Here is a 22,822-nt window from a genome sequence, read left to right as displayed (position 1 = left end):
CCGAGGCCGCGCGTGCCCGCCCGTGGTCGCCCGTGGTCAGCGCAGCTGCCGGAGCTCGGCGATGTCGAGTCCGAGGTCGGCGATCCGGGCCAGCAGCCCGTGCAGCTGCGTCTGGTCGGACAGGTCGCCGACGAGCAGCGTCTCGCCGGGGCCGATCTGCACCAGCGAGAACTCCGGGAACGCGGCGACGAGGGTCTCCGACATCGCGTAGGGAAGACGGACCTCGTAGCGGCTCATCGTCGGCCTCCTGCTCGTCGTGGAGCCACGATCATCCCGCGCGGGGGGCGGTGCGGGGTTCCCCTGATCCGGGTGAGGTCTCCGCAGTGCCCGGAGCGCGCCGGATCCCCGGCCGGACCGCCTCAGAGCAGGCCGCGCCGACGAGCAGCCAGGACCGCCTCGGTGCGCCCCGCGGCGGAGAGCTTGCCGTAGATGCTCCGCAGGTGGGTCTTGATCGTGTTCACGCTGAGGTGGTGCTTCGCCGCGATCTCGGCGACGGTCTGGTGCGCCGGGAGCTCGAGCAACAGCTCCTGCTCCTTGGGGGTCAGCGGGACCGTGGCCTCCGGACGCTCCAGTCCGACGCCGATCCGCTCGTGCTCGGCCAGCGCGAGGACGTGGTCGGCGTACGGCTCGAGCGCCCCGTACGACCCGTGGTGCCGGAACACGAGCTGTGCGCCCGCACCCCGGCACGCGAGGAACTCGCGGGCGTAGCCGAACTCCTCGCTGACGGCGAGCGCGCGGCGGACCCGCTCGGCTGCCTCGGCGGGCCGACCGTGGGTGCACGCGTGCTCGGCGAGGGCGAGGTGGGCGTTCACGATGCTCGTGCCGGCCCACGCCGCGTCGTCGCCGTCGACCGCCGCGGCGAGGTCGCGCTCGACGAGGTGGTCGGTCCGTCCGCCGGCCAGCAGCCGGAGGGTGTTCACCTCGAGGGAGTCGGTGCCGAGGACGTCGGCGACGATGCGGCGGACCTCGGCCGCTGCGGGTGCGCCGTGGAGCGTGCTCGACCAGGCGTGCAGGCGCGTCGCGGCCCCGGCGACCACCCGCGGGTGGTCACGGCCGTCGAAGCGGACGAGCTGCACGAGGCGGGCGAGGGCCTCGCGCGGGGCGGGCGAGGCGTCGATCGCCGCGACGAGGAGCAGCGCGCGCACCTGGAAGAGCAGTCCGAGCTCGCTGCCGGTCGGGTCGGCCTGGTCGATGCGGTGCAACGAGGTGAACGAGACCGGTTCGCAGCGCAGGTAGGCGCGTGACGTCGCGAGCAGCAGTGCGCGGGCGGTCGCGCGGTTGTAGGGCGGTGCGGTGTCGAAGGGCAGTGCGCCCATCCGCGCCTCGTACTCGCAGGCCGTCCGCCAGTCGCCGGTGCGGACGGCGAGCGTCGCGGCGGTGTCGCAGGCGATGAGGAAGACCCACGAGAACCCGGCGTGCGCGGCGGCGGCCTGGATCGAGCGGAGCAGTTGGTCGGCGTCGCGGCGGCGGCCGGCGACGACGAGGCACCAGGCGACCGCAGCCCGGAGCAGCAGCGCGACGTCGAGCGACTCGACGGGCGTCTGCCGCAGGTACGCGCCGAGTTCCTGCAACCGCGCCGAGGCGTCGTCGGGGTCCTCGACGGTGAACGACCGGAGCGCCTCGACCACGGGCCGCCAGGCCCGTGCCTCGTCGGGTGTCGCGGCAGCGAGCTGCACGGCGGCCTGGGCGAACCGCTCCTCGGTGCCGATGCGGTCCGGGAACGACGGGGCGTCCATGCCGATGCGGATCGTGAGCGTGGCCAGTGAGTCCTGGCTCGGTGGGAGCGCTCGCAGAGCCGTCGCCACGATGGCGGCGCGGCCCTCCATGAGCAGGACACCGCCGGACCGCTCCAGCTGCCCGCGCACCGCCGACTGGTCGCGCGCGAGCAGTGCTTGTTCGAGCGCGAGGACGTGCAGGCCCCTGGACTCGTACCACCCGGCCGCCGCGACGTGGTTGCGGACCGCGCCGCACTCGTCGCGGCGACGGAACTCGGCGCGCATGAAGCCGGCGAGGATCGGGTGGAACCGGAAGCCGTCCTGGTCGGCACTCGTGGTCACGAGCACGTTCCGGGCGCTCAGCCGCTGCAGCACCGTGCCGACGTCGGCACGCCCGGTGAGCTCGACGGCGAGGGCGAGCGGGACCTCGGACCCGACGGCCGTCCGCATCAGGACGTCGCGGTGGTCGTCGTCGAGCGTGTCGAGGACCCGTGCCACCAGGTAGTCGGCGACCTGGTGCTGGTCGCCGCCGAAGTGGCGGACCGCTGCGCCGCGGTCGGACTGCTCGAGCAGGTACGGCATCGCCAGCGCGAGCCCCGCAGCCCACCCCGCCGTCCGGTGGGTGAGCGTCTCGGCATCCTGGATCGGCAGCACCAGGTCGAAGCGGAGCGCGAGGGCCAGCGTGTCCTCGACGCTGAACGCGAGGTCCTGCGTCGGGACGACGAGCCGCCCGCCTGCCGCCTGCGTGACGGCGGCGAACCCGCTCGGCTCGAAGCGTCCGGCGACGACGACGCGGGTCCGGGGACCGCACGCGCGCAGGAGTCGGATGAGCGGCGGGACACCGAGCCCGCCGAGCAGACGGTCGACGTCGTCGAGGAACAGCCACTGCTCGGTGTCGTCGTGCACGGTCTGCGGCGGGTCCTCTTGCAGCAGTGTGTCCGCGTCGAGCCACCGCACGACGACGTCGTCCGCCGAGAGGACTTCCGCCCACGCGGCGAGCGCGGTGGACTTGCCGGCACCACCCGGCGCCCACATGGTGAGCAGGCGTCTGTCCGAACGGCGGAACCGTCGGAGGTGGTCGAGCAGCCGCGGTCGCTCCAACGCATCGGTGGGTGGGACCGTCGTGGTCGGATCCGACCCGACCGGCGTCCCCGTGCCGGTGCGCTGTCCGCTGCTCCTGGTCTGTTGGAAGGTGTACATGTGAGGCCTTTCCCTGAAAAGGCTTGCGTTGCTCACGATAGGTGCGGCGGGCGGTTGAGGCGAGGGATCGTCGTGCGCGTTCAGGACATTCACCCCATCCGGGTGAGGGCGTATCGCCTCATCCCCTCCGGGTGAGGCGGCCCGCGGTCCCGACGCCCGAGGATCGGGTGCATGCAGACCCTGCTCGAGGCCGTGGACGTCGCGGGCGGTGCGTTCCTGATGGGTTCGGACCGCTACTACCCCGACGAGGGGCCGGTGCACGAACGCACGGTCGCCGCGTTCCGGATCGCCGCGCACCCCGTCACGAACGCCGAGTTCGCTGCCTTCGTGGCGGCGACCGGGTGGACGACCGAGGCGGAGCGCGCGCTCGACCCCGTGCAGTACCCCGACCTCGCGCGGGCCGACCGGGCTCCGGGGTCACTGGTGTTCGCGCCCACCACCGGACCGGTGGACCTCGGCGACTGGCGGGCCTGGTGGACCTGGTGTCCGGGTGCCGACTGGCGGCACCCGGCCGGGCCGACGTCGTCGGTGGACGGACTCGAGGAGCATCCGGTGGTCCAGGTCTCGCACGGCGATGCGGCGGCGTACGCGGCGTGGGTCGGTGGGCGACTGCCGAGCGAGGCCGAGTGGGAGTACGCGGCGCGCGCCGGCGGCGACCCGTCGTGGCCGTTCGCGTGGGGGAGGGAGGCGCACCCGGGCGGGCGGACGATGGCCAACACGTGGCACGGGGCGTTCCCGTACCGGAACACCGGAGCCGGCGGGTGGACGGGGACGTCGCCCGTGGGGTCGTTCCCCGCGAACGCGCTCGGTCTGGTGGACATGATCGGCAACGTGTGGGAGTGGACCGATTCGCGGTACACCGAGCGGCACGACCCGTCGACGACCCCGACGCCGCCGGCCGAGGCTCGGGCGACCGAGTCGTCCGCGCACTGCGGCTGCGGCCCGACGGACACCCATCACGACGCCGCCCCGGAGACGCCGTCGACCGTCACGCGGGTCCTCAAGGGCGGGTCGCACCTGTGCGCTCCGGAGTACTGCCTGCGGTACCGTCCGGCGGCTCGGTCGCCGCAGACCAGCGACTCCGCCGCCACCCACATCGGCTTCCGGGTGGTCTGGGACGGCTGATCCCGGCCTCACCCCGGGTCGGCAGCCGCAGCCTGAGCCGTCCGCGCGGCCATCGCGGCGTCGACCGTCGGCAGCACCCTGCCGTCGTCGACGAGCCCGCGGAACCACGCGGTCCGCGTCGCCGTCTCCGCAGCCGACCCGGGGAGGCCCACGAGCAGGAGCACGACGCCGCGTTGCGCGAGCTCGTGATCGAGGTCGGCGAGGCCGTCGAGGACGGTGACGGTCGCCTCGTGCATCCGCGACAGGTCGAGGACGACGGCGTCGGCCCCGTCCACGTCCTCGGCGAGCCGGAGGACGGCGTTCTCGTACGCCAGGACGTTCGCGGTGTACACGGCGCCTTCGATCCGTGCGCTGATCGTCGTGCCGACGACGGGGCCCGGGGCCAGCCGGACACGCTGCAGTTCGCGGAGGACCAGGAAGTACGTCCCGGCGACCCCGGCGACGACGGCTGCCAGCAGTCCGGCGGTCAGTCCGACCGCCGCGGTCACCACGGCGAGCCAGAAGTCGCGTCGGCTGATGCGGGCCAGCCTCCTGAGCGCGGCGACGTCGATGAGTCCGACGACGGCGGTGACGACGAGGGCGGCGAGGGTCGACGTCGGCATCAGGGCCAGGACCGGTCCGAGGACGAGCGCGACCAACACCGCGAGCGCGACGGTCACCAGGGTCGACACCTGGGTGCGTGCGCCGGCCCGCTGGTTGACCGCGCTCTGCGAGAACCCGCCGGCGGCCGGCAGCGTCTGGGTCAGGGACCCGGCGAGGTTCGCCGCGGCGGCCGCGAGCAGCTCGCGGTCGCTGTCGATCGGCGGCTCGCTCGGCTGTCGGATCCCACGCGCCACCGCTGCGGACTCGAGGAACGCCATCATCGCGATGCCGAGGGCACCGGGGAGCATCGCCGGCACGAGGGTCAGGTCGGGCAGCACGGGCACCGGGAGGCCGCTCGGGACGGGGTCGATCACCTCGACGCCGAGGTCGGTCAGGTGCAGGACGGCCGAGGCCGCGATGCCGCCGGCGACCACGACGAGCGGACCCGGCACCGCGGGCACGAAGCGGCGCAGCAGCAGGAGCACGGCGACCGAGGCGACGGACAGCACGACCGTCGGGCCGTGCGCACGGGGAAGCGCCTCGACGACCGCCACCACGGAGCGGATGAACCCCGTACCGGTCGGGTCGTCGGTGAGTCCGAGCAGCTTCGGCAGTTGCCCCACCGCGACGGTCGCGCCGACCCCGATCTGGACGCCGATCAGCGTCGACTTGTTGATGTTCTCGACGAGCGAGCCCAGGGTGAGCAGCCGGGCGACGACGAGGACGACGCCGACGAGCAGGGTGAGGGTCGACAGTGCGCGGAGCGCGTCGTCGGACGAGACCGCGACACCGGCGGAGACGAACGTCGTGGCGCTGAGCGTCGCGATCGTCGACGTCGTGGACACGCTCATCGCACGCGACCCGCCGAGCAGGGCGTAGACGGCCATCGGCGCCATGCACGTGTAGAGCCCGACCTGTGCCGGTAGCTCCGCGATGCTCGCGTAGGCCATGGCCTGGGGGACGACGACCGCGCCGGCGCTCAGGCCGGCCAGGACGTCGCGCCCGAGCCACCGGCGGTCGTACCCCCGGAGGGTGGGGGCGAACCACGTCCGGCTGCGCGCCGGTGCCGCCCCCACCTGCCGGGTCGCCATCTCAGTCGCGCGAGATCGCGGCGGCGAGGTGCGCCTCGAGGTCGACGTAGGCGTCGTCGGCGATGTCGAACACGACCTTGTGGATCGTGCCGTCGTGGAACTCGAACCGCTCGCCCGCGTAGGCCTGCGTGACCGCGTCGCCGCTGTCGTAGCCGATGCAGAGTCCCTCGCCGCAGAGCGAGAAGTGCCCGAGCACGGTCCTGATCGGCGTCTCGGCGACCTGCTCGTCGTCGATGAAGAGCGCGAGCGGTCCGGTGGCCTCGCGGTACTCCCCGGTTCCCTCCTTCGTGAAGGAGACCCCGACGAGGTGCCGCCCGGAGGTGGGAGCCGGGGTGGAGACGACGTTCTCCGGCGGGATGCCGAGGAAGTTGTAGACGTACGTCAGCTGCCCGTCCTTGACGAACAGGGCGTGACCGCCGAACCGCGATCCGTGCGCGAACAGGACCCCCTCGGTGTCCGGCGTGAAGTCGACGTCCGCGACGATCTTGTACGACACCCCGTGCACGTTCGCCGCAGACCGCTCCGGCACCTCGGTGGTACCCGGGTAGTACGTGTACTGCCCGCTCGGCGGGACGGGCACCTTGAACTCCATCGTGATGAAGGTCTCGAAATCCTTCGCGTTCCCGATGATCTGCAGGTCGTTCAGCGGCAGGACCTTGTTCGCTTCGGCTTCCTCGAACCAGCGCGCCACGAGCTCCTCGACCTTGTCCGGGTGGTCCGCAGCGAGGTCGTGCGCCTCGGACCGGTCGACGTCGGTGTGGAACAGCTGCCACCGGTCCCCGTCGAAACCACTCGTCCCCGCCATCGGCCCGTGTTCGGCGACGGCCTTCCAGCCCTCGTGCCAGATGCCGCGGTTGCCGAGCATCTCGTAGTACTGCGTGTGCTTCTCGGTCGGCGCCGCCGCCGCGTCGAAGCTGTACCGCATCGACACCCCGTCCAGCGGTGCCTGTTCAACCCCGGCGTACGTGTCCGGGAACGTCACGCCGCAGGCATCGAGGATCGTCGGCACGATGTCCGTCGAGTGGTGGTACTGGTTCCGGACCTCGCCGCGGGACGCGATGCCGGCTGGCCACGAGATCACCAGCGGGTCGCACACGCCGCCCTGGTAGGTGTAGCGCTTGAACATCCGGTACGGGGTCGAGAACGCCGTCGCCCACCCCGTCGGGTAGTGGTTGTACGTGTCCGGGCTGCCGAGCTCGTCGACCATCGTCAGGTTCTGCGCGAGGTCGTCCGGGTAACCGCCGAACACCTTGCCCTCGTTGACCGATCCGTTCGGGCTGCCCTCGCCGGAGGCGCCGTTGTCCGCGCAGTACAGGACGATGGTGTCGTCGAGCTGCCCGGACTCCTCGAGGTAGTCGACGATGCGGCCGACCTGCGCGTCGGTGTACTCCGAGAACCCGGCGTAGACCTCGGCCATCCGGCTGAACATCGCGCGTTCCTCGGCATTCAGCTCGTCCCAGGGGCGGACCAGGTCGGCCTCCGAGAACGTGCCGGGGGTCATCGGGTTGATCGCGGTCAGCTCGGTCCCCTCCGGCAGGATCCCGCGTTCGATCATCCGGGGGAGAACCCACTCGCGGTAGGCCTCGTACCCATCGTCGAACTGGCCCTTGTACTTGTCGATGTACTCCTGCGGGGCGTGGTGCGGCGCGTGGTTCGCTCCCGGGCAGAACCAGAGGTACCAGGGCTTGTCCGGCTCGGTCTGCTTCGTGTCGCGGATCATCTTCAGCGCCTGGTCGGCGAGGTCCTTGGACAGGTGGTAGCCGTCCTCGGGCAGCGACGGTTGGTCGATGTAGTGGTTGTCCTCGGCGAGCGAGGGGTACCAGTTGTTCGTCTCACCGCCGATGAAGCCGTAGAACCGGTCGTAGCCCTGCGCGAGCGGCCAGTTCTTCTTCGACGATCCGGCCGTCCACTCGTCGATCGGGACGTTGTGGTTCTTGCCGACCCAGAACGTGGACCACCCAGCGTCGCGGAGCACGTTCGCCATCGTCGCGTTCTCGGGCGGGATGTGGGAGTTGTAGCCGGGGAACCCGGTCGACGACTCCGAGATCGTGGCGAAGCCGTTCGCGTGGTGGTTCCGGCCGGTCAGGAACGTCGACCGCGTGGGGGAGCAGAGCGCCGTGGTGTGCCACTGCGAGTAGGTGAGGCCGTTCGCGGCGAGCCGATCCATCGTGGGCATCTGGATCCGGCCGCCGTACGGCGACCACGCTGCCTGCCCGGTGTCGTCGTAGAGCACGACGAGGACGTTCGGGGATCCCTTCGGCGCCTTCGACGGGATGAACGCGTCCCAGTCGGCGACGGAGTCGCGCACGTCGAGTTCGATCTTGCCGGAGAACTGCTTGGCCATGGTCCGCTCCTGTTCGTTGGTCTGTGCGACGAGCCTCACGGCCCGGCACGTCGACGTGCACGCCCGGAACGGGTGAGATCGCACGACCCCGCACGACCCCGCCTGACCCCGCACGGCCCCACACGGCCCCACACGACCCCGCACGGCCCCGCACGACCCCGCAGAACCGTCAGTCCACGGCGTCCACGAGCGCGGTCAGGAACCGTGGTCCGTCCGACGACACCGAGCAGGTCAGGCCGGCGCTGCCGAGCGCCACCGCGACCGCGCGCACCACCGACGACCGGGCGGCCTCGCGGTCGTCGTACGCGGACCAGAACCGGATGGTGATGTCCGCCCAGGCCGGCGTGATCGTGTGCAGGAAGACCTCGGGATCCGTCGACGACACCGAGGCCCCGGAGGACACCGAAGCCACCGAGGCCACCGAGGCCACCGCGTCCAGCAGCACCGGGCAGACCCGGTCGAGGTCCGGTGACCCGTGCAGCCGCGCCCGGACCTCGCTCCGGACGGACCCCGACTCGCTGGCGTTCCAGAGCGGGTTCTCGAGCAGCATGGTGTTCGGGATCCGGATCGTCCTGCCGTCCGAGGTGGTGAGCAGGACGGCACGCCCCGTCAACTCGACGATGCGGCCGGCCACGCCCTCGACCTCGATCGAGTCGCCGATCCGCACCGGTCGTCGGGCCTGGATGACCAGACCCGCGCCGAAGTTCGCCGCGATCCCGCGCAGGGCCAGGAACGCGACCGCACTGATGATGATCACCGCGGCGAGCACCGGCTGCAACGGCGCTCCGAGCACGGTGAGGACGATGCCGATCGTGAGCAGGAGGATCGAGTAGCGCACGAGACGCGCCACGAGGTTCGTCCCGCTCGGTCCGAGCCCGCTCCACTTCGCCAGCGCCACGACGACGCCCCGCCGGGCCCACACGGACGCGAACCACCCGACGACCAGGACGACGACGGCGAGGACCACGTCCCACGCGCCGAAGGACGAGTTCTGCACCAGACCGTTCACGATTTCCTGCATGTCGCCTCCCAGCCGCAGCACGGTAGGCGAGCACGGGCGCTGCCCGGATCGCACCGACCGGGTGAGATCGCCGTCGTGCCGGCCGGCGGGCGATACCGCAAGGATCGCGCAACCACCAGTGCGTCCGTTGTCGAGCCGCCCGGCAGCGCCTACGTTTCGGCTGTGCGACCCCGCACCGTCCCCCGAACCCAGGAGGCCGCATGGCCACGCCAGCCGTCCCCGTCCCCGTCCCCTCGACGTTCGCCCGACGCCTCCGCGAGGACGTCGCGCACGCCCGAGAGCACGTCCTGCTCACGGCTCTGCTCGGCTCGCCGTTCCTGCCGCGGGTCGTGCGACGGCTCCTGCTGAACGCCGCGGGCGCGCACGCCGAGTCGGCCCCCGGCGTCGGCTTCTCGCTCACGGGCGACCCGCGCAACCTGTCGGTCGCGCGAGGCGTCTACTTCAACCGCGCGACGACCATCGAGGCCATCGCCCCCGTCAGCATCGGTGCGAACGCCGCGATCGGCATGCAGGTCCTCATCATGACGAGCCACCACGCGATCGACGCCGACGGCCGGTGGAGCGACACCGCGACCGGCCGTCCGGTCGTCATCGAGGACCGCGTGTGGATCGGCGGCCGTGCGACGATCCTGCCCGGCGCCCACATCGAGCACGACGTGGTCGTCGCGGCCGGCGCGGTCGTCACCGGGCGCCTGCTGGCGCACGGCGTCTACGCCGGCGTACCGGCGAAGCGCATCCGTGACCTGGCCGGGGCGGACCCGGCCACGGACCGCACCGCGACCGCCTGACGGCCTGGAGGCCCGTGGCGGCGCCGTCACGGGCCTCCAGGCCGTCTCGTGGGCTGTTCTCGGCCCCGCGCCCTTCCGCGGGGACGTCGCGTCTGCGACGATGGGCGCGCAGCGGGCGACGACGCCCGCCCGTCGTGAGGAGTCCACCGTGTCCGTGCGTCTCAACCCGTACCTCGGCTTCCGCTCGGGGGCCCGCGAAGCCCTCGACTTCTACCACTCGGTGTTCCACGGCGAGCTCACGATCGGCACCTTCGGCGAAGCCGGCATGAGCCAGGACCCAGCCGATGCCGACAAGGTCATGCACGGGCAGCTCGAGGGTGAGAACGGCCTGTTGCTGATGGCCTCGGACGCGCCGACGGGCATGCAGACGCCGTCGGAGAGCACGATCTCGTTGTCGCTCAGTGGCGACGACCACGAGGCCCTGACCCGCTACTGGAACGGACTCGCCGAGGGCGCGTCGATCATCGAACCGCTCACGACGGCTCCGTGGGGCGACACCTTCGGGATGCTCACCGACCGGTTCCGGGTCACGTGGCTCGTGAACATCAGCGGCGCGGCGAGCTGACGGAGACCGGGCCGACGCTCGCCGCGATCGGCCACCGCGGCACCCAGCACCGGACACGGGCGGCGTAGCGGCGGAAGTCGTCGCCGAAGCGGGCCTCGAGGTCGGCCTCCTCGAGCGGTCGGACCACGCAGTTCCACACGATCGACCCGGCGAGCGCGTAGGCGACGACCATCCACGACCCGAGCAGCAGCCCGACGGCGACGCCTTGCGTGATGCCGGCGAGCGCCATCGGGTTGCGCACCGAGCGGTACGGGCCGGCGACGACCAAGCGGTTCGCACTGGCGGACGGCAGCGGGGTGCCAGCGCCCTTGGTCGACATCGCCGCCGCCGAAGCGATGCCGAGCGCGCTGGCAAGCGCGAGGACGACGAGCCCGACCACCAGCAGCGCGGTCACGACCGGTCCGGGCAGTGCGGGGTGCAGCCGCCAGCGGTGCTCGGCGACGGCGATGCCCACGGGGAACACCCCGAGGAACAGCCCCCAGAAGACGACGATCTGCACGGTCGTCGCCACCACGTGCCGTGACGTCGCGGCACCCGGGTCGGCGGTGCGGAACCGCAGCGGTCCGGACGTCAACCACTCGGTCGGTACCCGGCCGAGCAGGACGAGGGCGAGGGCCAGCGCGGAGCCGACGGTCGCCGCGGTCATGACGACGACGCCCCAGCCGGCCTCGCCGGTGCCGGTCGCCCAGACGGCGAGACCGGCGAGCACGAGCGCGGTCCACCCGGTGGCGATGGTCGCAGCGATCCGCCCGACCGTGCCCGCAGAGACCGCTGCGAGTGCCGAGGCCACGACGAAGAGCGGGACGTCGAAGGCCGCGACGACCAGCGGGTCCAGCGAGCCGAGCGTGAGCGTCCGGACGGTGGGGACGGTCGCGACGTTGATCCACCACGCCGCGCCGCCGAGGGCCTGCAGTGCGAAGTACCGTCGGCCCCAGGACACGTCTGCACGCTAGCAGTGGGAGACCGCGGCGGCGGGCCCGGGGCGCTTCGTGAGCAGAAATGGTCGGGTGCTGCAAGCGGACCCGACCATTCCTGCTCACGATGTGCCGGAGATCAGTCCTCGCGGTTGATCTGCCCGTCGGCGCGCGGTGCAGGTCAGGGCGTGACCATGCCGCCGTTCACGTTGAGCGTCTCGCCGACGACGTAGCTCGACTCGTCCGACGCCAGGAACACGTAGGCCGGTGCGAGTTCGGCTGGCTGTCCGGCGCGGCCCATCGGCGACTCGCTGCTGCCGAACTCGGGCAGCGTCGACGGGTCGACGCCGCCGCTCGGCTGCAGGACCGTCCACGTCGGCCCGGGAGCGACGACGTTGACGCGGATGCCGCGCTCGACGAGCAGCTGCGACAGTCCCTTCGACAGGTTGTTGATCGCGCCCTTCGACGCCGCGTAGTCGAGGCGGTCGGGAGCCGGCTTGTACGCCTCCATCGACGCCGTCGTGGTGATCGTCGCGCCGGGCTCCAGGTGCGGGAGCGCCGCCTTGACGAGGCGGAACAGCCCGAAGACGTTCACGTCGAAGGTCGCCTCGAACTGGTCGTCGGTGACGTCGAGCACGTCCGGCTGCCAGCGCTGCTTGCCGGCGACGCTCACCAGGGCGTCGAGACCGCCGAGTCCGGCGACGGCCCGGTCGACGAGCTCCTGCGCGTACGCCTTGTCACGCAGGTCGCCGGGGATCGCCACGGCGGTGCGTCCGGCGGCACGGATCTGTTCGAGGACGTGGTCGGCGTCGGACTGCTCCTCCGGCAGGTAGGCGATCGCGACGTCGGCGCCCTCGCGGGCGAACGCGATCGCGACGGCGCCGCCGATGCCGGAGTCACCGCCGGTGATCAGGGCCTTGCGGCCGGCGAGCCGGCCGGTGCCCCGGTAGCTCGTCTCGCCCAGGTCGGGGACCGGGTCCATGGCGGACTGGAGGCCCGGCTCGTCCTGCGTCTGCGGCTTCGGCGTGACGTCGGGGTAGCGGGTGCGCGGGTCACCGTGTTCGTACTGGTCGGTGGGCATGCGAGTTCCTTCCTGCTCGTGCCTCCACGGAACCCGTCCCGGCTGGACGGCGGCGGAGCGCCATCCGCCCTGCGCACCCGTCCAGGACGGCGGGGTTGCCTCGGGGGCATGAGTGACGACGACGACCAGCAGACCGAGCGCGACTTCGCCGACGCGGTGAACATGACCCCGTCGGAGCTCCGCGAGTGGCTCGACACCGACGAGTCGAAGCACGTCGGGCAGAAGCCCCCGGGCGGCGGCGAGTCCACCGGGCACGAGAGCGGGCGGCACGTCATCCGGATCCTCGAGAAGCACAAGGCGGACCGGACCGACGACGACCACGCCCACATGCGGAAGGTGGTCGGCTACGTCGCCCGGCACTCGGAACAGCGGCCGGACGGCGACGTGCACGACACCCCGTGGCGGTGGTCGCTGATGAACTGGGGCCACGACCCCGAGAAGCGCTGAGCCGCCGCAGGCTCGGAACGACGCTGAGCCGCGCGCCGGCTCGGAACAACCCCGGGCCGGCGCGCGTACCGTGACGCACCATGCCGAACCAACTCAAGAAGCCGGACATGTACGAGGAGCTCCGCAAGGAGGGCAACTCGAAGGAGAAGGCCGCGCGGATCAGCAACGCCGCAGCGGCCCGCGGCGAGAAGGCCGTCGGGAAGAAGGGCGGCGAGTCCGGCTCCTACGACGACTGGACCGTCGCCGACCTCCGGAAGCGGGCGAAGGAGCTCGGCCTGACCGGGTACTCGTCGAAGCGCAAGGCCGAGCTCGTCGAGGCGCTCCGGGATCACTGACCGAGGTCGGCGACCGCGTCGATGCCCTCGGCGATCTCCGCCGCGTGCGTGTGGTGCAGGTAGTGCCCGCCGTCGAGCAGGACGACCTGGCCGTCGGTTACCGAAGCCGCCTGCTCACGGTGCAGGCGCTCCCACCCCGGCACCTCCGGGTCGTCGCCCACGACGAACAGGCGGACCGGCAGATCGGCCGGGAACGCGAGGCTGCGGGCGTGCCGGAAGTTCGCGCCGAGGTGCTCGTACTCGTCCAGGTACGTCGCGCGCATGCTGGTGCGGTGTGACAGCAGGGACATCTGCTCCTTCTGCGCATCGGTGTAGGGCAGCCCGGCATACGCGTCGCCGGACACGGCAGTGAGCACGCGGGCGAGCCCGGTGGCCTTCACGAAGCGGAACAGGCCAGACCCGACGGCTTCGTCGATGCCGGGCTGCGTCGGCACGCTGCTGTCGATGCCGACGAACGCCTGCACCTCGTCCGGGTACGTGTTCGTGTACTCGAGCGCGTAGATCCCGGCGACCGAGTGCCCCGCGAGCACGTACCGGTCGATGCCGAGGGCCGACAGCGCCTGGTGCACCTCGTCGACGATGTTCGCGCTGGTCCGTGGCCGGTCGGTGCCGTCGCTCAGGCCGTACCCGAGCGGCTCGACGACCACCACCCGGTGCGTGTCCTGCAACCGGTCGACGAGCGGGGCGAAGTCGATCACGGGGGATGCCGTGCCGAAGCCGGGCAGCAGCACGACGGTCGACGCGCCGGACCCGGTGACGGCGACGTTCACCCGGCCTCCGGTGACGGGGACGAGTTCGCCGTACGGGCGGATGTCGTCCCGTTCCGCCGCCGTCGCGATCGCGTCGTAGGTGGCCGTGCCGCCGAGCGTCAGGGCGCCGAGGCCGACGAGTCCGACGAGCGAGAACCCGATGATCCGGAGCGGGCGACGGCGTCGGCGTGCAGGGCGGACCGGGGTGCTGGTAGGGGTGGCCGTGGGGTGGTGCATGTCCATGCCTGCACGCTAGGTCGGGCTCGGACCGCCGCACATCGGAGCACGGTACCGACGTGCCTCGCCAGTGTCGTACCGCGGGCTGACGTCGGCCGACATCGGCACCGGCTCGGCATGGGGGAGAATGGCCGGGTGAACGAGACGGGCATGCCGCGCTTCCGACGGATCTGGTCGACCGTGCAGGTCGGCGTGCTGGCGATCGCCGTTGCCTTCTGCATCGTGATGCTCGTCATCGGGCAGGGGAAGCTCGACCGCGTCTACGCCGTCGCCGCGATCTTCTTCGGCCTGGCGCTCGTCGGGCACAGCACGTACCTCTGGCTCCTCGCCCGGAACGCCCGCACCGGCCGCTGAACCGAGGGGGCCGACGCTTCGTCTCCGGTCTCGGCTCGGCTCCGGCTACACGCCGAAGCGCAGCGCCAGCGGCACGAGCAGTCCGGCCACCCAGACGAGGACCATCACGAGCGCACCGATCGCGATGAACCGACGGCGACGACGCAGCTTCGGACTCCGCTCCTCGCCCCACATCTGTGCACGGACCAGCACCCGGTTCGCCTGCTCGACGACCTTGCGGACCTCGGGGTCGTCCAGCTCGAGGGCACCGGACCGGGCGTGTTCGGCGATGACCGTGGCTTCGTCGACGGTCAGGTCGTCCTTGCGCATGCTCCATCCTCGCACCGGGGCGAGGGGTACGGCCCGTCTGTGCGGGAACGGACCAGCAGGCGCGTACCAAGGACGCATGGGACATCGGTACCGCGGGAAGATCGTCGTCGTCACCGGAGCATCGAGCGGCATCGGGAGGGCCGCGGCGCACGAGTTCGCCCGACAGGGTGCCACGCTCGTGCTCGCCGCACGCGGCCACGACTCCCTCGAGGCCGCCGCCGCCGAGTGCCGCGCACTCGGGGCCGACGCGGTCGCGATCCCGACGGACGTCGCCGACGAGCACCAGGTCAAGGACCTCATCGGCACGGTGACGAGTCGGCACGGGAGGATCGACGTCTTCGTCGGCAACGCGGCCCTGTTCGTCTACGGCCTGTTCGAGCAGACCCCCACCGAGGCGTTCAAGCGGGTCGTCGACACGAACCTCTACGGCCACCTCAACGCGATCACGCACCTGCTCCCGCACTGGAAGCAGCGCGGCACGGGCACGTACGTGCTCGTCGGCTCGATCCAGTCGCTGCTGTCCGCGCCCTACCAGTCGGCCTACGTGACGAGCAAGCACGCGGCGCTCGGCCTGGTCGACGTCCTCGGTGACGAGTTCGCGCACACCGGCATCCGCTTCACCACGCTGCTGCCGTCGACGATCGACACCCCGATCTACCAGAACGGCGCCAACTACACCGACAAGAACTCGCACCCGCTGCCGCCGACGGTCTCGGTCGAGCGCGCGGGTCGTGCCGTCGTGACCGCCGCCACGCACCCGAAGCGGTACCGCTACGTCGGCCGCATCCAGGCGTCGCTCGTCCCGCTGCAGTACGTGTTCCCGGGGCTGTTCCACAAGATCACGAAGCCGATGGTCGAGACCTTCGCGCTGCGCGGGAAGGGCGACCCCACCGACGGCAACCTCTACGCCCCGGCGGACGCCGGCAACGCCACGAACGGCGGCTGGGTCGCGAAGCGACGGCGTGTCACGCGCCCGCTCGTGTGGCTCGGCGCGGCTGCGGCGGTCGGGGCGGTCGTGCTCGGCCGTGCACGGCGGTAGCCCCACCGGAACGGCGGACGGGAGGCTCGTGGCGACGCTGCCACGGGCCTCCCGTCCCTCGTCGGAACGCTAGAAGAGCTTCGCGCTCGCGCGGCGTGCGCCCTCGCCGAGCGACTCGAGCTTCGCCGCGGCGATCTGCGGGTGGATGCGGCCGCCCAGGCCGCAGTCGGTGCCGGCGATGACGCGCTCGCGCCCGACGACCGAGGCGAACCGCTCGATGCGCTGCGCGACCAGGTCGGGGTGCTCGACGACGTTCGTGGCGTGGCCGACGACGCCGGGGACGATCACCTTGCCGTCGGGAAGCGTGACGTCCTGCCACACGGTCCACTCGTGTTCGTGGCGGGCGTTCGCGGCCTCGAACGAGTACGCGCCGGCATCGATGTCGAGCATCAGGTCGACGATGTGGCGGAGCTCGATGTCGGTGGTGTGCGGACCGTGCCACGAGCCCCAGCACAGGTGGAAGCGGACACGGCTGGTGTCGAGCCCCTCGAGCGCGTGGTTGAGCGCCTCGACGCGGATGCGGGTGAAGGCGCGGTAGTCCTCGAGGCTCGGTTCCGGGTTGATCTGGTCCCAGTTCTCGGCGATCGAGGGGTCGTCGATCTGCAGCACGAGGCCCGCGTCGAGGATGATCCGGTACTCCTCGCGCAGGGCGTCGGCCCAGGCCCAGATGTGCTCTTCGTCGGTGGCGTAGTACTCGTTCGCGACCCGGGCGGCGGAGCCGGGGGAGAGCGCGGTGATGAAGCCGTTCTCGGCACCGGCGGCCTCGACCGCGTGCTTGAGGTTGTGGGCGTCGGTGCGTGCGGCCTCGTGCCCGGTGTAGGCGATCGGGCCGGTCGTGGTGGGGAAGGCGGTGGCGTTCTTGCCGGTACCGATGCCCGACGCCGGGTCGGTGTAGGCCTCGCGGAAGATCGTCCAGTCGCGACGGTCCGGGAAGCTGGTCAGCTGCACGTTGCCCGGGCTCGAGCGGACCGGCTCCTGCGTGAAGATGTCGGCGTCCGTGAGCGAGAGTCCGCTGACGCGCTGGAACGAGTAGCCCCACCACGCGCCGTAGTCGACGCTGTTCGACATCGCCTTGCCGAACTCGCCGTCACCCGGCTGCGTGATGCCGAGGGCCGTCTGGCGGGCGACGACGTCGTCGACGGCCGCGCTCGTCATCGCGCGGACCTCGTCGGTGGTCTCGAGCGTGAAGCCGTCGGCGCCCACGGGGCGAGCGGCGTTCGCGGCGATGAGCTCCGGCGTGCGCGGGAGCGACCCGGCGGTGGTGGCCTGGACGTGGTCGCTGTTCTCGAAGGGCATCGGCCCAATGTGCCACGGGGCGCCTCCGAGCTGGGCTCCGTTACGCGGCACGACGCGAGCCGGGGACAATGGAACCCCTATGCCCAGCGCACGCCCGACCTCCCGCATCCCGCTCAACACCCTCGCCGCACCGTTCGGCCTGGCCGGCTTCGCGGAGACGTGGTCGTACGCGGCACCCGTCCTCGGCGTGCCGCCCGTCGTCCCGCAGGTGTTCTGGGTGGTCGCGGCGGTGGCCTGGTCGTGGTTGCTCGGCGCGCACGTCCTGCGGGGCGTCCGGGTCGACGAACGCCTGGTCGACCAGCTCCGCCACCCGGCGCAGGGCCCGATCGCCGCCCTGGTCCCCGCGACGGCGATGCTCCTCGGCGTCGACCTCGCGCGGTTCTGGGAGATCGGGGGACAGGTCCTCGTGGTGCTCGCGGTGGCGGTCGCCGCCGGGTTCGCGGCGTGGTTGCTGAGCACGTGGTTCGAGGGGCGCCTGACCCTGGAGGCCGTGCACGGCGGTTACCTGCTGCCGACGGTCGCCGCGGCCCTCGTCGCTTCCGTCGCCACGCACGAGGTCGGTGTGGGCTGGCTGTCCTGGGCGTGCTTCGGCGTCGGCGTGTTCTTCTGGGGCGTGATGACCGGACTGCTCCTCATCCGGTTGTCGTTCCGCCCCGCACTGCCCGACCCGCTCGTCCCCACGATGGCGATCCTCGTGGCTCCGCCCGCGGTGGCGACGGTGTCCCTGTTCGCGCTCACCGACGACGCCCGAACCCTGCCCGTGCAGGCCATCGCGGGCCTCGGGGTCCTCATGCTCCTCGTGCAGCTCGCCCTGCTGCCCCGGTACGTCCGGCTCGGGTTCTCGCTCGGGTTCTGGTCGTTCGTGTTCCCGGCTGCGGCGGTCGCGACGGCGGCGATCGAGTGGTTCCGGGTGCTCGACCTGCCGGTGGCGTGGGTGCCCACGACCGTGCTGCTCGTGCTGCTCACCCTGCTCGTCGTCGTGGTCGGGGTGCGGTCGCTGAGCCTGGCCGCGCGGCACCTGCTCGGGCAGGCCGAGTCGGTGCTGCACGCCGCCGACGACGAGGACGCGGCACCCGCGACGCACTGACGTGGCGCGGTGCGTCAGCACCCGTTCTGCGACGAACCACGCGTCGAGCGACTCGTGGTTCGTCGCAAAACGGGTGCGCGATCCGCGCGGGTCAGGCGCTGACGGTCTCGTCCGCCGTCAGCACCGGGGCGATCGTCCCCGTCCGGGCGCCCTCGTACGCCGCCAGGATCATGCCGAGCACCGCGATGCCCTCGCGCTCCGTGTGGATCGGCCGCGTGCCGTCGCGCAGGCACGCCCCGAACGCGCCGATCTCGGCCGCGAAGGTGTCGACCTCGTCGAAGGTGACCGACTCGCTCGTGCCGTCGCGCAGGTCCCACCGCAGCGTGGTGCCGTCGCTCGTCAGGGCGCCGTGTTCGCCGACGACGCTGAACCGCTCGGTGCCGGCGGCCGGGTCGTACGCCCAGCTCGTCACGAGCTGGCCCACGGCGCCGTTGTCGAAGCGGAACAGGGCCTGCGCCGAGTCCTCGCCCTCCATGAACGCCAGCCGGTGCGTGGACAGCATCGCGGTGGCCTGCACGGGGACGCCACCGGCCAGGTGCATGAGCAGGTAGCTCGGGTGGTAGCCGGTGTCGATGAGCTCACCGCCGCCGCTCGTCGACGCGTGGGCACGCCACCCCATGTTCGACGGGTCGAACTCGTTGCGGAACGAGTCGGTGGTGCGGACCTCGTAGACCGTGCCGAGCGCCCCGCCGTCGATGAGTTCCTTGGCCTTGGCGACCGCGGGCATGAACAGCTGGTTGTGCGCGCACATCAGGGTGATGCCGGACTCGGACACCGCGCGCTGCACGTCGGCGGCCTCGTCGGGGCTCAGGCACAGCGGCTTCTCGCACAGCACGTGCTTGCCCGCCTTCGCCGCGGCGACGATGGCATCGCGGTGCAGGTGGTGCGGCAGGCAGATGTCGACGGCGTCGATGTCCGCCTGCTCGAGCATGGCGAGGTAGTCGGTGAAGAACGGGACGCCGAGCTCCGCCCCGCGTTCCTCGGCCGTGGCCGCGAACGCGTCGGCGACCGCGGCGATGCGGATCGTGTCGGGGTGCTCGGCGTACCCGGCGATGTGCGCGGACGCGATGCCGCCCCCGCCGATGAGGCCGACGCGGATGATGTCGCTGGACATGGTGACTCCTGTGGTTGGTTCGAGGTGCTGGACTGCTGGGACGGTCAGGCGGGTGCGCCGACGAGGGCGTCGCTCGTCGCAGGCTGGCCCGCGGCGTCGTTCGCGGCGACCACCAGGCGGGTGAGCTCGACGGCGCGGGCGAGGTTGTCGTCGGCACGCGTGTCGGCGGCGATGTGGTCCACCCACTGACCGAAGGCGTCCTGGGCGTCGGCGGGGACGTCGAGGGTGACCGGCCCCTCGCCGTAGGCCGGTCCGCCGGCGGTGAGCCGGGCCTCCTGGTCGGAGTAGGCGAGCCAGCCCCGGGTGCCGGCCACGTCGATCGTGAACGGTGTGCCCGCGACGAAGCCGGCTTCGATGACGCCGATCGCCTGCGAGGCGTAGCCGACGGTGACCACGGCGTGGTCCTCGACCGCGCGGCCGGTGTAGGAGCGGTAGACGGCCTCGACGGTGTCGGGGCGGGCGCCGAGGAACAGCTGCGTCAGGTAGACGGGGTGGCAGCCGAGGTCGGTGAGGGCGCCGCCGATCGCCGTCGCCGGGTCGAAGAAGCGCTCCGGCAGCCACGGTGCGACGGCACCGTCGTGCGAGAGTCGGACGCGGGAGTACGTGACGTCGCCGAGGCGGCCCGCGTCGAGCTCGCGCCGGATCGCGGCCGTGTAGCCGTGGTAGAGCCGCGGGAGCGAGACCACGAGGGTGACCCCGGCGGCATCGCAGGCGGCGATGACCGCGTCGCACTCCTCGACGGTGGGGGCGAGGAGCTTCTCGGTGAAGACGTGCTTGCCGGCCGCTGCCGCGCGCTCGATCACGTCGCGGTGGACGTCGGTCGAGGTCGTGATGGTGACGGCGTCGACGTCGGTGCGGGCGAGCAGCGCATCGAGGTCGTCGGTGTACTCGACGCCGAACCGTTCGGCGCCGGCTCGGCCGCGCTCGGTGTCGTCGTCCCAGACGGCCACGAGCTCGGTGCCGGGGTGGTCGACGGTCTGCTGTGCGTAGTCGCCGGCGTGGACGTGCCAGAAGCCGAGGACGGCGACGCGCAAGGGGGTGGAGGGCATGTGTCGGTGGTTCCTTTCGTGGGGGACGACCAGAGCGGTCCCGCTCAGATCTGGACCTTGTCGTAGTCCTTCGGCAACTTGAACGGCGAGTAGGTCTGCATCATCGGGTCGACGCGGTTCTGCGCCCGCTCGACGGCTTCCTGCGGACTCGCGGTGCCGAGCAGGACGCTCGACCGCGCGTCGGCGAGGGAGTCCCACCACGCGCCGCCGACGGGCAGCGGCGGGCGGCAGGTGGACGCGCCGATCGACTCGGTGAAGAAGCGGATCGACTTCGCGGAGCCCTTCGGGTCCTTCAGCGCCGCGATGTTCGACGGCACGCTGGTGGCCGGCACCATGTAGGTCTCCTGGCCCTGCTTGCTCGTGAAGTACTTCATGAGCTCCCACACGGCCTTGTTCTTCTTCGAGCCCTTCGGCACGCACAGCGCGAAGCCACCGGACCACGTGTACTTGTCGCCGCCGTCCTGCTGGGTCGGCAGGTACGCGGTGCCCCAGTCGAGGTCCTTCGGGCCGTAGTTGTCGAAGGTCTGGATGGTGGAGGGGACGCTGACCATGAACGCCATCCGGTCTGCCATGAACGCGGTCTGTCCCGGCGGGTGCCCGGTCGGCTCGTAGGTCGCGATGAAGGTGTCGGCGTCCTTGTAGCCGTACCGCTTCGCCCAGTCCTCGTAGAACTCGAAGATGCTGCGGACGCTCTTCGAGTCCATCGTCATCTTCGAGTCCTGCTGGTCGAAGTACGACGCACCGAGGCCGAGCCCCCACGTGAACGGCCAGCCTTCGCCGTACCAGGGGAGCAGTCCCATGTGGGTGTAGTTGCCACCGGACTTCTTCGTGATGCGTTCGCTGACGTCCCACATCCGGTCCATGCTCACCGGGCCGTTGTGCTCCCAGTCGAACTCGTCCGGGTCGATCCCGGCGCCGGTGAGCATCTTCCGGTTCACGAACATGCCGCGGGCGTCGGTGTCGTGGGGGAGACCGTAGGTCTTGCCCTGGTAGCTGACCTCGCCGATCGTGAACCCGAGCCACTGCGCCAGGAACTCGTCCTTCGGCTGGTCCTCGAACTCCTCGATCATGTCGTCGATCGGTTCGATGAGCCCGATCGCCGCGTACTGCGCCGCGCTGAACCGGTCGAGGAGCCACAGGTCGGGGGCGGTGCCGCCGCGCACGGCGGTGATGATGCTCGTGGCGTCGCCGGTGCCCTGCGACGGCACGACGTTGACCTTGACGTCGACCTCGGGGTGGATCTCGTTGAAGTCCTTGATCACCTTCGTCTGGAACGGCACGAACGTACCGGTGACACCCCAGATCGTGACCTGGTTCGGGTTGCTCCGGCCGCTCGAGCCGGAGGCGCACGATGCGGCGAGGAGCGCGAGCGCCCCCGCACCGCCGGTCGCGGCCGCACCGCGCAGGAACGTTCGTCGGTCGAATGCGCTGCTCACTTGAAGCTCCCGATCTGGACGCCCTTGATGAACGTCCGCTGGAACACGAAGAACAGGACCACGAGCGGCAGGATGATGAGCACCGATGCCGCCATCAGCTGGTTGAACTGGAAGTCCTGTGAGTTGTTGAGTCGGAAGATCTGCAGCCCGATGGACAGCGTCTGCACGTTCTCGTCCTGCAGGTAGATGAGCGGCCCGAGGAAGTCGTTCCAGGCACCCACCGCCGCGAAGATCCCGACCGTGACGAGCGCCGCCTTGGCCTGCGGGAAGACGATCCGCCAGAGGATGCCCCACTCGGAGGCGCCGTCCATCCGCGCCGCGTTGAGCAGGTCCTTCGGGATCTGCAGCAGGAACTGGCGGAGCAGGAACACGTAGAACGCGGACCCGAACAGACTCGGCACGATCAGGGGCAGGAAGGTGTTGATCCAGCCGAGTCGGGCGTACAGGTCGAACATCGGGATGAGCGTGACGGGGAACGGGATGAACAGCGTGGCGAGCACGACGTAGAACACCTTGTCGCGGCCGCGCCACTCGAGGCACGAGAACCCGTACGCGATCACGAGGTTCGACACCATCGAGAAGAGCGTCACGCAGACCGTGATGATGAGCGTGTTCCGGAAGAACGTGAAGAACGGCATCGCGTCGATCGCCTTGCCGAAGTTCGACCAGTCGAGCCACTGCGGGAACCAGGTGGGCGGGAAGGCACCGAGTTCGGAGTTGCCCTTCAGCGCCGAGATGACCATCCAGTAGATGGGGATGAGGAACAGCAGGCTCATCGCGATGAGGAGCACGCGGGCGAGGACGGACGACCACGGCGAGCGGATCGAGCCGTCGGCGTTCCGGGAGCGGTCGTCGGCCCCCTTGCGACCGCGGGGCCGGACGGACTCGATCGACGAGGTGACGGTGTCGCGGTCCGGGTGTCGTTCAGTGCGCAGTGTCATCGG

At 71.3% G+C, this 22,822-nt stretch carries 22 protein-coding genes; 8 read left to right on the top strand and 14 right to left on the bottom strand.

Annotated elements, in window-relative coordinates; translation table 11 throughout:
- Window positions 1-36: 36 nt before the first annotated feature.
- Both EDF40_RS14175 and EDF40_RS14170 read right to left on the bottom strand, forming a co-directional pair.
- Complete coding sequence (locus EDF40_RS14175; protein ID WP_123292622.1) at window positions 37-237, bottom strand: hypothetical protein; 201 nt, start codon at window positions 235-237, stop codon at window positions 37-39.
- 122 nt (window positions 238-359) lie between these two features.
- Complete coding sequence (locus EDF40_RS14170) at window positions 360-2,915, bottom strand: LuxR C-terminal-related transcriptional regulator (protein WP_123340462.1); 2,556 nt, start codon at window positions 2,913-2,915, stop codon at window positions 360-362.
- Window positions 2,916-3,086: 171 nt separating this feature from the next.
- Between EDF40_RS14170 and EDF40_RS14165 the strand changes: the two genes are divergently transcribed.
- Entirely contained in the window at window positions 3,087-4,040 is a 954-nt protein-coding gene (locus EDF40_RS14165) for a formylglycine-generating enzyme family protein (protein WP_123340463.1), read from the top strand.
- Between the two features lie 8 nt (window positions 4,041-4,048).
- On the opposite strand, the gene EDF40_RS14160 is transcribed toward EDF40_RS14165, so the two are convergent.
- The 3 genes from EDF40_RS14160 to EDF40_RS14150 form a co-directional block, all read right to left on the bottom strand.
- Window positions 4,049-5,713, bottom strand: coding sequence for a SulP family inorganic anion transporter (locus tag EDF40_RS14160; RefSeq protein ID WP_123340464.1), 1,665 nt, complete (start codon window positions 5,711-5,713; stop codon window positions 4,049-4,051).
- Between the two features lies 1 nt (window position 5,714).
- Complete coding sequence (locus EDF40_RS14155) at window positions 5,715-8,057, bottom strand: arylsulfatase (RefSeq protein WP_123340465.1); 2,343 nt, start codon at window positions 8,055-8,057, stop codon at window positions 5,715-5,717.
- A 169-nt stretch (window positions 8,058-8,226) separates the two neighbouring features.
- Window positions 8,227-9,078: a mechanosensitive ion channel family protein gene (locus tag EDF40_RS14150; protein ID WP_123353921.1), complete on the bottom strand. Its 852-nt coding sequence runs from the start codon at window positions 9,076-9,078 to the stop codon at window positions 8,227-8,229.
- 200 nt (window positions 9,079-9,278) lie between these two features.
- On the opposite strand from EDF40_RS14150, the gene EDF40_RS14145 reads away from it, so the two are divergent.
- Window positions 9,279-9,866, top strand: coding sequence for a DapH/DapD/GlmU-related protein (locus EDF40_RS14145; protein ID WP_123340467.1), 588 nt, complete (start codon window positions 9,279-9,281; stop codon window positions 9,864-9,866).
- 148 nt (window positions 9,867-10,014) lie between these two features.
- The gene (locus EDF40_RS14140; protein WP_123340553.1) at window positions 10,015-10,431 is read left to right on the top strand and encodes a VOC family protein; all 417 of its coding nucleotides are present in this window, start codon (window positions 10,015-10,017) and stop codon (window positions 10,429-10,431) included.
- Here the strand turns inward: EDF40_RS14140 and EDF40_RS14135 are convergent.
- Entirely contained in the window at window positions 10,412-11,371 is a 960-nt protein-coding gene (locus EDF40_RS14135; protein WP_123340468.1) for an isoprenylcysteine carboxylmethyltransferase family protein, read from the bottom strand. The two genes, EDF40_RS14140 and EDF40_RS14135, sit on opposite strands and share 20 nt — an antisense overlap.
- A 155-nt stretch (window positions 11,372-11,526) precedes the next feature.
- Window positions 11,527-12,426, bottom strand: coding sequence for an SDR family oxidoreductase (locus EDF40_RS14130; protein WP_123340469.1), 900 nt, complete (start codon window positions 12,424-12,426; stop codon window positions 11,527-11,529).
- A 108-nt stretch (window positions 12,427-12,534) separates the two neighbouring features.
- On the opposite strand from EDF40_RS14130, the gene EDF40_RS14125 reads away from it, so the two are divergent.
- A complete protein-coding gene (locus EDF40_RS14125; RefSeq protein WP_111085659.1) occupies window positions 12,535-12,873 on the top strand; it encodes a DUF3140 domain-containing protein in 339 nt (112 codons plus the stop codon).
- Between the two features lie 80 nt (window positions 12,874-12,953).
- Window positions 12,954-13,208 carry a Rho termination factor N-terminal domain-containing protein gene (locus EDF40_RS14120; protein WP_123340470.1) on the top strand — a complete coding sequence of 85 codons (255 nt, stop codon included), beginning with the start codon at window positions 12,954-12,956 and terminating at the stop codon, window positions 13,206-13,208.
- Here the strand turns inward: EDF40_RS14120 and EDF40_RS14115 are convergent.
- Entirely contained in the window at window positions 13,202-14,200 is a 999-nt protein-coding gene (locus EDF40_RS14115) for an alpha/beta fold hydrolase (RefSeq protein WP_260213433.1), read from the bottom strand. The genes EDF40_RS14120 and EDF40_RS14115 overlap by 7 nt on opposite strands.
- A gap of 144 nt (window positions 14,201-14,344) precedes the next feature.
- Between EDF40_RS14115 and EDF40_RS14110 the strand changes: the two genes are divergently transcribed.
- Window positions 14,345-14,548 carry a hypothetical protein gene (locus EDF40_RS14110; protein ID WP_111085656.1) on the top strand — a complete coding sequence of 68 codons (204 nt, stop codon included), beginning with the start codon at window positions 14,345-14,347 and terminating at the stop codon, window positions 14,546-14,548.
- Window positions 14,549-14,593: 45 nt separating this feature from the next.
- On the opposite strand, the gene EDF40_RS19265 is transcribed toward EDF40_RS14110, so the two are convergent.
- Window positions 14,594-14,857: a hypothetical protein gene (locus tag EDF40_RS19265; RefSeq protein WP_123672725.1), complete on the bottom strand. Its 264-nt coding sequence runs from the start codon at window positions 14,855-14,857 to the stop codon at window positions 14,594-14,596.
- 76 nt (window positions 14,858-14,933) lie between these two features.
- On the opposite strand from EDF40_RS19265, the gene EDF40_RS14105 reads away from it, so the two are divergent.
- Complete coding sequence (locus tag EDF40_RS14105; protein ID WP_185003087.1) at window positions 14,934-15,896, top strand: SDR family oxidoreductase; 963 nt, start codon at window positions 14,934-14,936, stop codon at window positions 15,894-15,896.
- 69 nt (window positions 15,897-15,965) lie between these two features.
- Here EDF40_RS14105 and EDF40_RS14100 read toward each other — a convergent pair whose 3' ends face one another.
- On the bottom strand, window positions 15,966-17,192 hold the full coding sequence (locus EDF40_RS14100; RefSeq protein WP_123340472.1) for a cobalamin-independent methionine synthase II family protein: 1,227 nt from the start codon (window positions 17,190-17,192) through the stop codon (window positions 15,966-15,968).
- Between the two features lie 79 nt (window positions 17,193-17,271).
- Here EDF40_RS14100 and EDF40_RS14095 point away from each other — a divergent pair, with 79 nt between their 5' ends.
- Window positions 17,272-18,279, top strand: coding sequence for a transporter (locus EDF40_RS14095; protein WP_123340473.1), 1,008 nt, complete (start codon window positions 17,272-17,274; stop codon window positions 18,277-18,279).
- 91 nt (window positions 18,280-18,370) lie between these two features.
- On the opposite strand, the gene EDF40_RS14090 is transcribed toward EDF40_RS14095, so the two are convergent.
- From EDF40_RS14090 to EDF40_RS14075, 4 genes are read right to left on the bottom strand one after another with little or no spacing between them, the layout of a single operon-like run.
- Entirely contained in the window at window positions 18,371-19,393 is a 1,023-nt protein-coding gene (locus EDF40_RS14090; RefSeq protein WP_123340474.1) for a Gfo/Idh/MocA family protein, read from the bottom strand.
- 44 nt (window positions 19,394-19,437) lie between these two features.
- Window positions 19,438-20,442: a Gfo/Idh/MocA family protein gene (locus tag EDF40_RS14085; RefSeq protein ID WP_123340475.1), complete on the bottom strand. Its 1,005-nt coding sequence runs from the start codon at window positions 20,440-20,442 to the stop codon at window positions 19,438-19,440.
- 44 nt (window positions 20,443-20,486) lie between these two features.
- The gene (locus tag EDF40_RS14080; protein WP_173168443.1) at window positions 20,487-21,878 is read right to left on the bottom strand and encodes an ABC transporter substrate-binding protein; all 1,392 of its coding nucleotides are present in this window, start codon (window positions 21,876-21,878) and stop codon (window positions 20,487-20,489) included.
- A complete protein-coding gene (locus EDF40_RS14075; RefSeq protein ID WP_111085649.1) occupies window positions 21,875-22,819 on the bottom strand; it encodes a carbohydrate ABC transporter permease in 945 nt (314 codons plus the stop codon). Before EDF40_RS14075 ends, EDF40_RS14080 begins: the two co-directional genes overlap by 4 nt.
- Window positions 22,820-22,822: the final 3 nt, after the last annotated feature.

Origin of the sequence: Curtobacterium sp. PhB170, from assembly GCF_003752345.1 — a bacterium.
Classification (GTDB): Bacteria; Actinomycetota; Actinomycetes; order Actinomycetales; family Microbacteriaceae; genus Curtobacterium.
The sequence above is the reverse complement of the archived record's forward strand: the minus strand, read 5'-3'. Positions and strand labels throughout refer to the sequence as shown.

Excerpts from the sequence above, each read along its gene's own strand:
- EDF40_RS14125 (WP_111085659.1), top strand. The coding sequence starts at position 12,535 with ATGAGTGACGACGACGACCAGCAGACCGAGCGCGACTTCGCCGACGCG.
- EDF40_RS14085 (WP_123340475.1), bottom strand. The coding sequence starts at position 20,442 with ATGCCCTCCACCCCCTTGCGCGTCGCCGTCCTCGGCTTCTGGCACGTC.
- EDF40_RS14155 (WP_123340465.1), bottom strand. The coding sequence starts at position 8,057 with ATGGCCAAGCAGTTCTCCGGCAAGATCGAACTCGACGTGCGCGACTCC.
- EDF40_RS14075 (WP_111085649.1), bottom strand. The coding sequence starts at position 22,819 with ATGACACTGCGCACTGAACGACACCCGGACCGCGACACCGTCACCTCG.
- EDF40_RS14170 (WP_123340462.1), bottom strand. The coding sequence starts at position 2,915 with ATGTACACCTTCCAACAGACCAGGAGCAGCGGACAGCGCACCGGCACG.
- EDF40_RS14145 (WP_123340467.1), top strand. The coding sequence starts at position 9,279 with ATGGCCACGCCAGCCGTCCCCGTCCCCGTCCCCTCGACGTTCGCCCGA.
- EDF40_RS14175 (WP_123292622.1), bottom strand. The coding sequence starts at position 237 with ATGAGCCGCTACGAGGTCCGTCTTCCCTACGCGATGTCGGAGACCCTC.
- EDF40_RS14160 (WP_123340464.1), bottom strand. The coding sequence starts at position 5,713 with ATGGCGACCCGGCAGGTGGGGGCGGCACCGGCGCGCAGCCGGACGTGG.
- EDF40_RS19265 (WP_123672725.1), bottom strand. The coding sequence starts at position 14,857 with ATGCGCAAGGACGACCTGACCGTCGACGAAGCCACGGTCATCGCCGAA.
- EDF40_RS14105 (WP_185003087.1), top strand. The coding sequence starts at position 14,934 with ATGGGACATCGGTACCGCGGGAAGATCGTCGTCGTCACCGGAGCATCG.
- EDF40_RS14095 (WP_123340473.1), top strand. The coding sequence starts at position 17,272 with ATGCCCAGCGCACGCCCGACCTCCCGCATCCCGCTCAACACCCTCGCC.
- EDF40_RS14100 (WP_123340472.1), bottom strand. The coding sequence starts at position 17,192 with ATGCCCTTCGAGAACAGCGACCACGTCCAGGCCACCACCGCCGGGTCG.
- EDF40_RS14120 (WP_123340470.1), top strand. The coding sequence starts at position 12,954 with ATGCCGAACCAACTCAAGAAGCCGGACATGTACGAGGAGCTCCGCAAG.
- EDF40_RS14165 (WP_123340463.1), top strand. The coding sequence starts at position 3,087 with ATGCAGACCCTGCTCGAGGCCGTGGACGTCGCGGGCGGTGCGTTCCTG.
- EDF40_RS14150 (WP_123353921.1), bottom strand. The coding sequence starts at position 9,078 with ATGCAGGAAATCGTGAACGGTCTGGTGCAGAACTCGTCCTTCGGCGCG.
- EDF40_RS14115 (WP_260213433.1), bottom strand. The coding sequence starts at position 14,200 with ATGGACATGCACCACCCCACGGCCACCCCTACCAGCACCCCGGTCCGC.
- EDF40_RS14110 (WP_111085656.1), top strand. The coding sequence starts at position 14,345 with ATGCCGCGCTTCCGACGGATCTGGTCGACCGTGCAGGTCGGCGTGCTG.
- EDF40_RS14090 (WP_123340474.1), bottom strand. The coding sequence starts at position 19,393 with ATGTCCAGCGACATCATCCGCGTCGGCCTCATCGGCGGGGGCGGCATC.
- EDF40_RS14130 (WP_123340469.1), bottom strand. The coding sequence starts at position 12,426 with ATGCCCACCGACCAGTACGAACACGGTGACCCGCGCACCCGCTACCCC.